The sequence below is a fragment of the Fluviispira multicolorata genome (assembly GCF_009208585.1).
GTDB classification, from domain to species: Bacteria; Bdellovibrionota_B; Oligoflexia; order Silvanigrellales; family Silvanigrellaceae; genus Silvanigrella; species Silvanigrella multicolorata.
This window is the reverse complement of record NZ_WFLN01000010.1, coordinates 17,307-31,506: the sequence shown is the minus strand read 5'-3', so window position 1 is coordinate 31,506 and position 14,200 is coordinate 17,307. Positions and strand designations below refer to the sequence as shown.

Sequence of the window (14,200 nt, the reverse complement as noted above, 5' to 3'; positions counted from 1 at the left end):
GTATAAAAATGCAAACAAAAAATATTCTTGAAGCTATAGGCAGAACTCCTTTGGTAAAGATCAATCATCTGTTTAAAAAAGAGGGTGTTGAGGTTTATGCGAAATGTGAGTTTTTAAATCCAGGAGGATCGGTCAAAGATAGGATTGGCTATCAAATGGTTCTTGATGCTCAGAACTCTGGAAGGATTAAGCCAGGCGATATTTTAATAGAGCCGACCAGTGGAAATACGGGAATTGGAATTGCTTTAGCAGGAGCTGTGCTAGGTTATAAAGTTATAATTACTTTGCCTGAAAAAATGAGTAAAGAAAAGCAAGTTGTTCTTGCAGCTCTTGGTGCTGAGATAATTAGAACTCCAACTGAAGCTGCTTACAATGCACCTGAAAGTCATATTTCTGTAGCAAATAGACTTGCCAAAGAGCTTCCAAATGCTCATGTTCTCGATCAATATGCCAATCCGTCTAATTGTGATGCACATTATAATTTTACAGCTCAAGAAATTATTGATGACCTTGGCATGGTACCTGACTATTTAGTGGCTGGTGCAGGTACAGGTGGAACAATTACTGGAATTGCCAAAAAATTTAAGGAGCTAAAACCTTCCTGCCAAGTCATTGGTTGTGATCCTGTGGGGAGTATTTTGGGAGGCGGTACAGAAGTTGGAACTTATCAAGTAGAGGGTATTGGCTACGATTTTTTTCCTAAGGTTTTGGATTGTAATTTGATAGATAAATGGATTAAAACCAGCGATGAACCAAGTTTTGTTTGGGCGAGAAAAGCTATTCGTGAAGAAGGTTTTTTGTGTGGTGGGAGTTCGGGCACAGCTTTATTTGGTGTCAATGAAATTTTACATGATGTTCCAAAAGGTTCTAAAATTGTTGTTATTCTCCCCGATGGAATTCGCAATTATATGACAAAACTTATGGACAATGATTGGTTGTCAAAAATGAATTTTAAACAAGCAATATTATCAAATAATAAATTTTCTAAATAAGAAATCTATTTTCAGAATAGGATATATATGAAAGCAAAATTGCTTTTATTTGTTAAAATAAAATTATCTGACAGTGCATTTAAAATCTTATTTGCATTGCAGGATAATAAGATAGTAGAAGTCTCTTTAGAGAAAAATGATTTAAAAAATATTATTAAAAAAAATAAACTTATTAGGCACGAAAAATTTGATTGGCATGTTAATAAAAATATTAATACTCGATATTTGCTAGAATTGACTGCAAAAAAAGAAGATCAATTGCCCTCTGTTTTAAATTTTTTGGAAGAAAAGATAGATGTCAATTGGTTTGTCTTTCCTAAAGCTGTTAAGTTATTGAAAGAGGGAGTTGAAAAAAATTTTTTGCAACTTGCAGTTCAATATATTTCTAATGGTGGAATAGATGAAAGTGTAATAGCGGCTGATTATGATGCGGAATTTATTAAAACTTTGCAAGAGAAACTGACTGAAGATAAAAATTGAAGTATGAATCTTTTTGTCATAGACTTAAAATAAGTTTTAAGCTTATTATTGGAGATTTATGAAATATCTAGATCTAATTTTTAAAGTCTATATATATCTTTTCATTTTTTCTGCAAAATTCGTATATGCAAATAAAATTATAGTAACTACCCAAGATTGGAGTCCTTATCAAGTATCAAATAATGGAAAACTTTCGGGTATTACTACCGATATGGTTATTTGTATTTTTAAAAAAATGAATAAAAATTATGACATTATGGTTTTACCATGGGCACGTGCGCAAGAAAGCGTTAAAAATGGGAAGGCAAATGCATTTTATGCTGCATTTGTAACTTCTCGGAGGAATAAATATGCAGTTCCCTCAAATTCACTTGTAGAACAAAACTGGCTCTGGGTTATGAAAAAAAATTCAAAATTAGATCCTGATTCAAAATCATTTCGGTTGAATACAACAATAGGAGTAAAATTTAGCACTGCACTTGAAGACTTTTTAAGTGATAATAATTATAACATAACTGACCGTGTGAAACAATCATCCCAGCTCATTGATATGTTAAATTTAGGTCGCTTTGATGCTTTATTAACAGCAGAATCAATTTTCTATAATGATTTGAAAATTAAAAAATTGAGTAAGAGTGATTTCAAAATTGTTTTTCACTCGAAAAACTCCCTTGTATTTTATTTTTCAAAGAAATATGTCGAGTTGAATCCAAGCATAGTAGAAACTTTTAATTCTTATATCTCAGTCTGCAGAGAGAAGTAGATCTATTTGTTCTATTAAAATTTTAATCTTAACATTGCAAAAAAAGATATGCTCAGTTAACCTTTCAAGGCTTTGGAATCTTGCTTTGTGAGCTTTTGTTTTTATTGTTATTTCAAATAAAAACACTTAAAATTTATCTTTTTGGTGCTATGAATGAAACTGAAATTAAAGAAGACATTAAAATTTGTATTAACTTCAATAACTTTTCTTATACCATGTTGGCAATCTGCTCAGGCACAATGCGAGGTTGGCCCTGTTCTTTTTCGTGACACTCTTTTTGGTGCAGGAATTGGTGCTGGCGTGGGGGCCTTGATTTTAGTTGCTAACGAAACTTCTGACAAAGTTCCAGCAAAGTTAGCGACCGCTACACTCATAGGTGCTGGTGTTGGTATTTTGGTCGGTGTGGTTGAGCTTTCCTTTTCCGATTGCGGTTCAGGAAATAGACATGTAAGAAATTCTGAGCAACCTGGTTTTCATGCAGAACCCTTATTTGCATTTGTAAATAAACCAATTATTTACGGCAAGAATTTAGAAAATGACACAAAAAACCCATTTGAACTTGCTAATTTATCCAATATATCAATGGGTTTAAAGGTTCAGTATACTTTTAGCAATTTGTAATTATCATTACTTTCTCTCAGCTGCTTCTTTTTGGATAAGTGCCATTACAGATTTTCCGTCGCACGTTGGAAAACTTTGTTTGAGCTCTTTCATTATGAGGCCAATATTTATTTTCTCTTCTTTTGGCACTCCGTTTATTTTTTCTTTAATAATATTTTGTAATTCATGCTCAGTGGGTGCTTTGGGCATATATTTTTCTACAATATTCAATTCTTTTTCAATTTGAATTTGTTTGTCACTTCCTTTTGGAAACATTTCCAGTGAATCAAGCAATTGCTTTCTATAAGTGAGAACTGAATCGAATTCAGGTATAGGTTTTGCCGCTGTTTCGCCATACTGAATGGCGCTGATTAACATACGGACGACTGAAAGGGTTTCTTTATCTTGTTCTTTAAGTGCAAGTTTTAGATCTTCTTTTAATTTTTCTTTTAATGAGGCCATTTTTCTTCCTTTATTTCGTTTTAAAGACCCAAACACCATTCCAGTTTTTGTCGAGTCCTTCATTTTTAAGATAATTGCAGCGTTCGATAAATTCTTTGCTCGGATAATCTTCCGCCTTAATTTTTAAGGCATTCCTGAACTGGGCAATTGCTTCGTCCCATTTTTGAGATCGATACAAACTCAAACCTTCTTCATAAATACGAATGAGGTCTTTGATTTTTTCTTTATCTGCCTCTGGAAAACGCATGACTTCGTAAATACGAACAGGCTCGTTCTTTCCTTTGACTTGAATATTGTCCAATTCTCTAAGTAGGAATTTTTCAGGATTTTTTAAACTATTTTTAGTGAATTCAGAACATATAATTCGAGTTCCATAGTTTTTATTAATTCCTTCAAGTCGGGCGCCTAAGTTAACAGCGTCGCCGAGGACTGTATAGTCAAAGCGTTGGTCACTTCCCATGTTTCCTACTACCATATCACCTGTATTTAGGCCAATACCAATATCGAGAAAAGGTAGACCCTCTTGAGCCCATTTCTTTTGTAAAATTTCCAACTCATCAAGCATTTTTAGGCTAGATTGTACGGCGCGGTCTGGATGATCTTCAATAGGAATTGGTGCTCCCCAAACTGCCATTACAGCATCTCCAATATATTTATCGAGAAGACCATTTGAATCAAGTATTATTTTTGTCATTGGAGTGAAATACTCATTTAAGAGCACGGTTAATTTTTCAGGTGTAAGTGACTCGCTTATAGTAGTAAATCCTCTAACGTCCGAGAAAAATACAGTTAAATTCTTTTTTTCTCCGCCTAATTTTAATTTATCTGGTTGTTCCATCAGTTGATTGATAACTGCTGGATTTAAATAAAACTGGAACGCACTTTTTACCTTTTTCTTTTCACGTTCTTCAGTAAAATATTTAAAAATTGTAATGCCAAAATAAATAGAAATACTTTGAACATAGAACATTCCTACATAATACCAGTTACCTTTGCCAAAAAGAAAATAAGAGTCAATAAAGTAAAAAGAAGTCATAAAAATAAGGACAAAAATTGCTGATTTTATTGCGTTTATTTTCTTTAAAATATATGAAAAAATGATTCCTGATAAAACTAATAATGCAATTTCAAGAACAGGTGCTGAGAGAGGTCTTTTCATGAAGTTTTGTGTCAATATATTTTCGATAACAGCTACATGATGTCCAACGCCGTCAAAATTTTCATCAAATGGCGAAGGTCTTTTATCATTTGTTCCTGTCGCAGTTCCTCCATACACAAGAATGGGCGGGACATTTTTCGGAATTTTATTTTCATATGCATCTTGTAGAGATAGTTGAGGTAGACGTCCAAATTCTCCATAGTGATTTATTAAAAGTTTTCCTTGACCATCATAGAAAAGAGGTAATTTTAATTGGGGTTTTTTATTGTCACTTGGATAGAGATCAATTCCATCAATTCCCACTGCATCAAAGTGAACAACGATTCCACTTTCTAAATAATTTGCTGCAAGCGAAAGAGCTAAACTTGGAACAACAATGGGAGGAGCTAAGGCATTTCCTTTGTCATCTGTAGGTTCGATAGCCTTAACTAATCCAGCCTTACGAATGAGACCATCTGAATCTGATTGATTATTTGCAAATCCGACGTAGCGAGATTTACCCGCAATAATTTCTGTATTTGTAACGACCCCATAACTTAAAAGATCTTTGTAGTCTTTTAGCTTTTTACCAGAAGGAAAATCGATAAAATCGATGGAGGAGTTTTTTAAACGGCGAAAACTTGCAAGCCAATCATATTGCGAATTTTCAAGGTGAAATTTGTGATCAATGAAATAAAACCCCTGAGTGATTGTTCCAAACTCATCGATAGCTTTTCCTAAGGAAAAATCTCCAGGGCTTGTGAGCATTAATTCTTGTAATCGTGCTCCAAAATTTTTCTCTTGATAAATTTGCTTGAGATCTATGATACTTTCATCAAGAAATCTTCTTTGAGGCTCGCTAAAAAAAACATCAAAACCAATCCATTTTACTCCAGCTTTTTTTAAGTTTTGAAAAACCTTTTCATAAATTCCGCGAGAAAAAGGCCAGCGACCAAATTTTTCAATGCTTTTATCATCAGCTGTGAGAGCTCCAACTGTACCTGACATTTTGATTGGACCACGAATTTTAAAACGTATGTCGTAGAGTTCACGCTCTAATTGTCCCACTAAATCGAGAGCATTTTTAGGTAAAGAATAGTGTCTAAGAAGTAGGAAGAGTGAGATAAAACAGATAATTAAACCTGTTTTGAATGATGAAGGCATTAAAAAAATGTGAAGAAGTTTTTTTTTAGGGAATGAGAGCAAAGCATTTTTTTTCATTGAAAGACCTTTTTTATTGTTTATTCTATTATTTTATATTTGTAATTTAAGAAGTAGGAAAAATTGTTTTAACTAGCCAAAAGTAAAATTTCTTCGAGTGCTGACGGGTGAGGATACTTTTTATAGTTATTTTCTAAATGTATATTAGTAAGTGAGGAGTGAAGGTTTAATTTTTTTATTTTATTTGATTTTAGTTTTTTTGGAGCAATATTTTGGGTGTTTATATGCGAAATAAAGTCACGTGAGCTCTTAGTGCGGACTTCAGAAATTATATCAATTATTATATCGCATGCTTCAATATATTGATTCATATTTATGTCTTTATTCTCTTCAATATGAATAAGTAATAAGTTTTTAAGACCATCTATGAGTTCATTATTATTTATTTCAAAGGATTTTTTAAGTAGAAATGAAATATGTATTGTTAAGCTTTTATAATCGTTCATCTCTTTAATTTGTTCTTTAACAAAATATTCAAAGAAAATAATGAATTCATTTGAGTTTTTTAGCATTTGTGATTGTAGAACTGCATTGCTCATTTCAGCAATGTAAGCAGATCCTCCTAAAAAAAGATTTAAATGTTCTGTAAGAAAATAAAATGCGATTTTATTTTTTTTGGGATCAATAAAATATTTGTTGAAAACACTCTCAAGTAAACTCTCTCCAAAACGTGATAATATTTTGTCAAGATACATCTGGGATTTATCCTTAATTCTGGATAAATAATAGACAAGTGCAATTCTAATTTCTTCATTATTGATATTGCTTCTTGCAAGTAAATTAGAAGTGATATACTGAATGACATGTTGAAGCTGTTCAGTATCGTGTTTGTTTTTTGAGTTTTGATTATTTAAATATATTCCAATTTCTATTAAAAAAGCAAGTGAATATGCTGCGACTGTGCTATTAATTGTATCGATGTCATATTCATGGTCAATAATTGTAAATAATGTTTGACAAATTTTCTTAAATAAATTCATTTCCAACTTATTTTCAGTGAGTTGCTCAACTAATTTTTTAATATGTTCAAATTCTTTTTCGAAACCTGAAATAAGACAAAATGAATAAAGTTGATTATGAATTGATTCTTCTCGATATAATATATTTTGTAGTTGCTGAGCAGTAAATTGTATTATTTTGTTTTTCTGTTCATTTGATAGGAGAATATATTTATTATATATTTGGGATACTCTATCATTGTTATTAAGATCATTACGATTTAAGTTTTTCTCGAGAATAAACATTCTGAGTGCCGAAATCGGATCATCTTTTGCCGAACTATTTACATTTTTTACCATTGAGACCTCCCTAGCTGGGTCTTTTAAGATTTTGCTAAGAGTTTAATGGCGTAGAGTGCAACTCCATTTTTGAACAGCTTCAAAAACTCTACAAAATGACTCTTCGGAAGAGATTGTAATAAAATAAACTAATTTTATAAAAATAAGTAAAAACAAAGTGTTATATGTGCTGTGAAAATATAAAATTATTCGAAAGATTTAATTTCAATACTAATATTAAAGGTTTTAAAATGAAATTTTATATGATTATTTTTGTTCAGATTTTATTAAGTGCCTGCGCTTCTGAAAAACAAAAAAAAACTTCAATAAATGATTTTGTAAATATTGATATTATTCTTAATTCTTATAACCAAAGTATATCAAAAAAGGAATATCTTGTTGAAGGTATATATGGAGATACGTGTACGGGACATAAAGTGGGAGAAAAGTGGATAGCCTATAGTGAGAAAAAATCAACAATTCATTCATTAAAAATGAGAAAAAATAATTTTGATTGCACTTTAGAGATCAAAAAAATAGTTATGTTAGTTAATGGAAAAAAAAATGAATATGAGTTAAATGATTTTAGTAATAAAGCTGAGTTATCATTTCGTTTTTTCCCGTCTGAGTTTATAAAATTTTCAAAATTAAATAGGAATGAAAGAAATTTTGATGCTAATATATATATTAAATATTTTTTAAATTTAAATGATTTAAATTCTATGGTTTTAAAGGTAATTGTTTCTAATATTAAAAATTATGATCATTTAGTATCCGATACTTTATTAAATTATAAGAAGATAAATTTCACACGGAATCCAACTGTGGTGAATGGCTTGAAAAGTACATTTGTTTATAGAATTTATTCGTTTGGAAAATCTATATATTTGGCCACAAATACTAGAGAGAAACGAGATAGACTGGGAGGGCTATTTCATAGCAATGATTTTCCAAATAAACCATTTAAAAATTTAAGTACAATAAGAAATCATGATGTAAGAATTATGGCAATTTCAGGTGAATATATTCTTCTTGTATGTAAAGGAAAAAATGGAGGAGTCTTTTATTCGAAAGATAGAGAAAATTTTGAAAGGACTACAGATCCCTTATTAGATAGAGAAGATATACATAATATAGTAGCAGATGGAAATACTATTTATATTGCAACAGAGAATGATGGATTATATTATACAACAGAAGGAATTAGAGGTAAATTTAAAAAAATAATAAGTTTAAATGAGAGATATATAAAAGGTTTACATATCTCTCAAGGAAAAATTTTTGCAACAGGCGAAAAAAATTTATACTATTCAAATGATTTTACATCTGGAGTTTTTATTAAAAATAATTTTGAATTTAATGATAAATATCTTAATGAAATTGCAGTTATTGATAATAATATTTTTGTTGGAGGAGAAAATGGACTGTATATCTCGACAAATGGTCCTGACAAAGAATTTTTGGATGTTCAAAATATGGTTGGAAATGGAAAACAAATATATGGATTATTTGTTTACGAAAAAAATCTTTATGCAGCAGTTCTCTGTAGCTTCTGCTCTGATGATAATAATCTTAAAAAACAAATAGATGGGCTTTATTATGCCAAGCAAGAAGATCAATTTAAATTTAAAAAAATAATGTCAATCACTAATTTAATGGGAATTTCTGTCAGTGGAGGTAAAGTCTTTTTAGGGACAAGTTATGGCTTGCAGTATTTAACTGCTGAGTGATGGAAATATCTTAAAGAATTATATTTTTTAGAATTTTTTACCATATACTAAATATTTTATTTCATTCATGCTGAGGGCTATGCGGTTGCTGTCTTGTTCTACAGTTTTAGCTGTAGTTAAAGCTTTCTCAGCTGAATCACTATTTTCTTTTGTCATTTGGCTTAAGAGATTGGTTGCATCTGTTGTTGATTCAACACCAATTTTCTGTTCATTAGTTGCTTCATTTATTGAGTCTACTCTTTGTTTAATATCTTCTATTTTTTCTGAAATTCCTTTAAAAATGGTCACTGCTAGCTTACTTGCCTCGATTCCTTCAATAACTTTTAGTTTGGTTTCTTCAATGATGCTACTTACTTTTGATGCACTGGAAGCAATGAGTGTTTCAATTTCAGTAGCAGCATTTCCACTTGTCTTTGCAAGGTTTCCTACTTCTTCAGCAACGACTGCAAATCCCTTTCCATATTCACCAGCACGCGCGGCTTCAATTGATGCATTTAGGGAGAGAAGTTCTGTTTTAGAAACAATGTCATTGATGAGAGAAGTTTTTGTATTAATTTGATTGATTATTTTTCTTATTTCTTCAAGGGAAGTATTGGTTTCTTCAATTTTTATAACAGCTTTTTCCATTCTTTCCATTGCAATGTTACCTTCTTGTGCTTCATTTGAAACACTTGTTGCTGTTTGTTTTGAGCTTTGCACATTTTCAACAGTACGGCTGATCATGGCAAGTATTTGAGTTAATGCTGCAGATGTTTGTTCTTGTGATTGTGATTGTTTTACTGCATTTGCAGCGACTTTATCAAATAGTTTCGTAAGCTCTTTTGATGACTTTAGAATGGACTCGGAAGTGATCCCAAGTCTGCGTGCAACTTCTGAAAACTTTTTTGAAAGGCCAAGCGAAAGGTAAAGTGCAAAAATAAGTGAAATGAGCCATGTTGAAGTAATAATAGTTACAGTATAAAAAGTTTGTCGATTGTTTGCGCCAAATATGTCATCTTCAGGAATGCTAATAATTAATGTCCAGTTGATACTTGGAATAAATTTTTTATTTTTAATATGATCAAAAGCAATATAAGAATCTCTTTTTGATACTTTATCATAGTATGTAGTAGAACCGCTATTTGAATTCAATGCATCTTTTACTGTTTGAGATTCTACAAGCATTTTTGCTTTTTCCGAAGAATAGTTCGGATCGAGAGTTACCTTTTTATCAAAACTTTCTTTTGTAAAATCTGCAAGAAGTTCACCATTTTTATTTAATAGTAAAAGGTCAATACGGACGGAGCTTTGACCACGCGCATTTTCATATTCATTTTTAATTTCATCTCCAACCCACGAAAAATTAGCACGATTTGTAATAACACCAATTTTTTTTCCTTCAAAATTTGTTACGACCGTGCTGAAGCTCGTAGTAAATATTTGTTTCCCGTAAGCGTTTTCAACAATAGGATCAATTTTTGCATCTTCAAAATAGGTGCCATCAAATCCATTGTTTTTGTCGGTCGTGTATTTTTCTTCAAAAGCGTTTTGAAACCAATCTTCTTTCGCATAATTTTGCTTAGCAAGTTTTGTGGTGTTGATTTTTTCGCCATTAGGGCTTTTATCATTTGAGGCAACGAAATTTCCTTTTGTGTCAACAAAGAGAATTACATCATAGATTCCATACATACGAGCATATTCATTAAATATTTTTGTCATATCTGCAATGCGGCTTGTTTGTAAGACGGAATTAACTGCAAATGCTTGTACGTCACCGTATCTTTCATAAAATTGAGTAGAAATTGCTTTATCAATCGCTGCTGTCGATTCATTAATATAGTTTTGAATTGCTTCTTGGTTTCTTATATTATTATTGAAGATTGCAATTGTTATAATTATAACGGCAATTATTGAAATCCCAAAGATGCCTGTAAAAATAACTTTGGCTTTTAAACTATATTTATCGAGAAATTTGCCAAGTTTTTCTAAAATCATAGCTTGACCTTATGGTTAACTTTTACTTGAACTTAACTTCATTCAATAAAAATATCAGAAAATGATGATTTTGATAATGACTTTATTTCTAATATGTTTTTTCTCTGACTCTTAAAGAAATTTTTACCTCTTGATTTGGAAAAAAAGCAGAATAGTTTAATTGTAAATTTACTTATCTATTTTATAAGCTGTGTACTATTAAAATAAAAATAAAATAAATCATTTATGGATAGTTTTTTTTATTTAATTGATGATAATTATATTTGTCTTTATCTTTATATAAACGAAATATAATTAATTAATTATTATTTTATAAAACTATATTTTTAATTGCTTGTTTAAAATTTGTATGTTATTTGTTTCTTTAAATTATACTCTTATTTTTAAAATTTTCTGATGGTGATCTTGTTTCCTTAATTATATTCTAGGAGAAATGATATGAAATGTTTATCGCTTCTTTCAGTCGTTGGCTTAATGTTGCCCGCAATAAGTTATGCGGGTTTACCAAATACACAAACCACAACCTTACCTCTTCCTGTTGATAGAACGATGGAGCAAAATGACAAGCAAGCTATTGACTTTGTTGTGAGCATGCCCGTTTATCAAGATCAGCAAGATTCTTCACAATATTATTATGTTCCTAAATTAAAGGCATCAACCAATGCAGATGGAGTTTCTGCAACATTTTTAAAGAATGATGTTGCCGTCTCAAGTTCATCTGTTATAACCGATTTGAGTGTCAAAGTTTCAAGTTTAACTTCTGAAGAATATTTCAATGCGGTCAAAATTGTTAGTAATTTAGAAAAGATAATCATTGATACTGTTGCAAGAAATCCTTCAGATCCAAATATTCAAATTTATCAGAATTACTTAAATAAAGCGCTTGAGAAGAAAAAAGAAATTGAAGCAAAAGCAAATAGTTTTGAGCAAAGCATTCCTAAAGGTGTATTAACTTCAATCTACAATAATATTGCAACTATTTTTGGAGCTGCAGGAATTCATTTCCCAATATATGAAAATGAAATTGTGACCGCAAGACACAATAGATTAAATCGTAATTTAGCAGATTTAAATTCTTCTAATGGCGGATTAATAACTGGAAATATTTACGGTGGATTTACAGATGGTGAAATATTAAAAATAAAGACATATAAATCTAAGTATGCTCCAAATTTAAAAATTTCTGTAATTCCTTTAACGAGTTTATCTTTTGAATCACTAACTGAACTTCAATATGATTCATATGGTGTAAAAAGCCAAAGAGCTGGGATTCCTATTTTTTCATCACTTAAAGGGGGTGGTACTTTAAGTGGAGCAACCTTTAACTTTGATTTAACCACGAATGGTGCCGTTTCATTTGCACGTAACCTATCACCATTTATACCCCCTCTCAGTATTAAAGGAGTTTTACACCAACAGGTAGGTTCTTATAAAGCCACACTTGATTGTGATTTTGGTCCTGGTCTTATAATTAAAGATCGCTCTGTTATTAATAAACAAGTAGCTGTGTTTAACGACAATACAATTTCAAATATGATTATGAGCGGTCCTCAATCTCAAAGTTTCTGTCGAGTGACAATTCATTCTGGCGATACAAAAGCTGCATATTATGCGGCTGTGCAAGCACTTGAAACAGAAGTTTCGAAACTTTTAGCACAGAAATCAAATTTATCTCCTGTGGATAAATCTCAATACTGGCAGCAAATTCAACAACAACAAGGCCAAATTATAGATAGAACTCAGCAAAATAACGGTCATCAAAACGTTTTCCAAGCCTATCAGCAATCAGGATGGGCACAGTCTGCAGTGTCTGCTTTAGCAAGTCGCCCAAATTATTATTGGCAAATAAATGCTCAAGAAATGACAATGTTGAATGGTTTAAAAATACATAAAGAATTGTCCTTTGAAACAGCAAGTTCAATGAGTGTTTCAATTCCTACTAATATTTGTCTTGTTTGGAACGTACATGTGAAAGCATATAGAGCATGTAATGAAGGAGAACAAGCAAAAGCAATTCCATTAACAGATGCAACCCAATCTGCTAAACAATCTCAATCATGCAGCGACACGCAAGACGCAATTCAGTGTGGTAATAATAGAAATACTAATGCACCTACTTCACCAGAAGGAAATATCCTTCCAGAAAATCTTTAATTAGATTTCTTGAGCTTCACTTAAAAGTGTGAAGCTCTCATTGAATTTTGTTTGAGGGTTATATGAAAAAAAGATATGCTATCATCTTTTTATTGCTTATAAATAGCAATGCTTTTTCATTACCATTAAATTATATTTTTGGGAGTTTTAGAAGTTCTCAAACTCTTGATAAAATATATTTTTTGCATACTGAAAATGAGAATTTTTCAATTCAAGAGATGGGATATTCTAATAATTGGTTAAAAAATATTTTTTTAGGATCAAAATTTAATTATAATGATCTAACTGTAACCTTAGATTTTCAAAATTCAGTGAAAGAAATTGTAAGGGGCTGCTTTTTTAGTTGGTTCAAACAACTAGATGTTGACAAAAAATTAATTTTAATGGAATATTTAAGACCAAACGTTTCATTAAATATAGGAGTTGAAGAAGTTGCTTTATTTTCTGAATTATTAAATAATTTTACGAGTGCTCATTTAGCAAGTTGTAAACAAGAAAAGGAACTTGGGGACTTTTCTACGACTTATATTAAAATTGGTTTTGAACAATTTATAAGTGATAAGTCTTCTTTCCGCAAACCAGATGAAAAATATGAAAATATACTTGGAAATACTTATGCAAAGCAATATCAAGATGGGGCGCAAGAAGAATTGAAAAATTTTTTGAGCTTTATTGATTTTGCAGAAAATAATTCTCCCCAAGTTTCATCTGAGGTTATTTCTGACTTAATTCAGACGATTGAAAATTTGAAGAGTGAAAGATTGAGTGAAAATGATATGGTTTTTTTATTTATTGATAGTTTGAGAAGAAAAGATCCTAATTTTAGTAATTATTTTAATGATTACTATAAAATGATTCCTTATATGAAATCCTCAAAACTGTTATTTGAAAAATGTTTTTTTAACGAAAAGTTTTTAGTGGATTTTTGTGGTAACAATAACATCCATAAGAATTTTGTTCTTATTAGATTAACAAGAAGTAATAATTACTCAGATAATTTAGTGTGGGTTGGATTATGAAAAGAAAATACTTACCTATTTATGTTTTTGGATTCAGTTTGATATCTTATTTGACATATAATTTTTTTAATAAAAATGATAAATTTCATATTACAAGTAATGATGAGAAAGAAGTAACAAAAATTGAAAAAAATTCTTCATCACAACTTAAACAAAAATATTCGAAAAAAACAGATAAAGATCAAATAAATGAAGAAATGATAGTTCGAGAATTGCGGCCTGTAGAATATGTTACATGGTTAAAAAATCCGCAAAATAGAGTATTACTTGAAGTAAGAGATGATGGTACAAAGATATTTAGAAAAGGAAATGTGACTATCACTGTTATGGCAAATGGAGAGGAAATCTATTTGCCAGATGAATTTTAATTAGATTATATTTGATTGTCTA

General features: G+C 30.6%; 12 protein-coding genes. 8 read left to right on the top strand and 4 right to left on the bottom strand.

Annotation, left to right across the window (positions count from 1 at the left end):
* Positions 1-8: 8 nt before the first annotated feature.
* From GCL57_RS13110 to GCL57_RS13095, 4 genes are all read left to right on the top strand, one after another.
* Positions 9-992 carry a pyridoxal-phosphate dependent enzyme gene (locus GCL57_RS13110; protein WP_152213810.1) on the top strand — a complete coding sequence of 328 codons (984 nt, stop codon included), beginning with the start codon at positions 9-11 and terminating at the stop codon, positions 990-992.
* 27 nt (positions 993-1,019) lie between these two features.
* The gene (locus GCL57_RS13105; RefSeq protein WP_152213809.1) at positions 1,020-1,472 is read left to right on the top strand and encodes a hypothetical protein; all 453 of its coding nucleotides are present in this window, start codon (positions 1,020-1,022) and stop codon (positions 1,470-1,472) included.
* Between the two features lie 58 nt (positions 1,473-1,530).
* The gene (locus tag GCL57_RS13100; RefSeq protein WP_152213808.1) at positions 1,531-2,235 is read left to right on the top strand and encodes a substrate-binding periplasmic protein; all 705 of its coding nucleotides are present in this window, start codon (positions 1,531-1,533) and stop codon (positions 2,233-2,235) included.
* A 153-nt stretch (positions 2,236-2,388) separates the two neighbouring features.
* Positions 2,389-2,856, top strand: coding sequence for a hypothetical protein (locus GCL57_RS13095; protein WP_152213807.1), 468 nt, complete (start codon positions 2,389-2,391; stop codon positions 2,854-2,856).
* Between the two features lie 6 nt (positions 2,857-2,862).
* On the opposite strand, the gene GCL57_RS13090 is transcribed toward GCL57_RS13095, so the two are convergent.
* From GCL57_RS13090 to GCL57_RS13080, 3 genes are all read right to left on the bottom strand, one after another.
* Complete coding sequence (locus GCL57_RS13090) at positions 2,863-3,297, bottom strand: GatB/YqeY domain-containing protein (RefSeq protein ID WP_161597760.1); 435 nt, start codon at positions 3,295-3,297, stop codon at positions 2,863-2,865.
* A 10-nt stretch (positions 3,298-3,307) separates the two neighbouring features.
* The gene (locus GCL57_RS13085) at positions 3,308-5,656 is read right to left on the bottom strand and encodes an adenylate/guanylate cyclase domain-containing protein (protein WP_152213805.1); all 2,349 of its coding nucleotides are present in this window, start codon (positions 5,654-5,656) and stop codon (positions 3,308-3,310) included.
* Positions 5,657-5,724: 68 nt separating this feature from the next.
* The gene (locus GCL57_RS13080) at positions 5,725-6,954 is read right to left on the bottom strand and encodes a hypothetical protein (RefSeq protein ID WP_152213804.1); all 1,230 of its coding nucleotides are present in this window, start codon (positions 6,952-6,954) and stop codon (positions 5,725-5,727) included.
* Positions 6,955-7,184: 230 nt separating this feature from the next.
* On the opposite strand from GCL57_RS13080, the gene GCL57_RS13075 reads away from it, so the two are divergent.
* The gene (locus GCL57_RS13075) at positions 7,185-8,663 is read left to right on the top strand and encodes a WD40/YVTN/BNR-like repeat-containing protein (RefSeq protein ID WP_152213803.1); all 1,479 of its coding nucleotides are present in this window, start codon (positions 7,185-7,187) and stop codon (positions 8,661-8,663) included.
* Between the two features lie 27 nt (positions 8,664-8,690).
* Here the strand turns inward: GCL57_RS13075 and GCL57_RS13070 are convergent, their stop codons facing one another.
* Positions 8,691-10,637: a methyl-accepting chemotaxis protein gene (locus tag GCL57_RS13070; RefSeq protein WP_152213802.1), complete on the bottom strand. Its 1,947-nt coding sequence runs from the start codon at positions 10,635-10,637 to the stop codon at positions 8,691-8,693.
* 438 nt (positions 10,638-11,075) lie between these two features.
* Here GCL57_RS13070 and GCL57_RS13065 point away from each other — a divergent pair, with 438 nt between their 5' ends.
* The 3 genes from GCL57_RS13065 to GCL57_RS13055 all read left to right on the top strand — a co-directional run bounded on the left by GCL57_RS13065 (position 11,076) and on the right by GCL57_RS13055 (position 14,178).
* Positions 11,076-12,791, top strand: a complete 1,716-nt coding sequence (locus tag GCL57_RS13065; RefSeq protein ID WP_152213801.1) for a hypothetical protein — start codon at positions 11,076-11,078, stop codon at positions 12,789-12,791.
* Between the two features lie 62 nt (positions 12,792-12,853).
* Positions 12,854-13,810, top strand: a complete 957-nt coding sequence (locus GCL57_RS13060; RefSeq protein WP_152213800.1) for a hypothetical protein — start codon at positions 12,854-12,856, stop codon at positions 13,808-13,810.
* Positions 13,807-14,178, top strand: coding sequence for a hypothetical protein (locus tag GCL57_RS13055; RefSeq protein ID WP_152213799.1), 372 nt, complete (start codon positions 13,807-13,809; stop codon positions 14,176-14,178). Before GCL57_RS13060 ends, GCL57_RS13055 begins: the two co-directional genes overlap by 4 nt.
* The last annotated feature ends 22 nt before the right edge of the window (positions 14,179-14,200 follow it).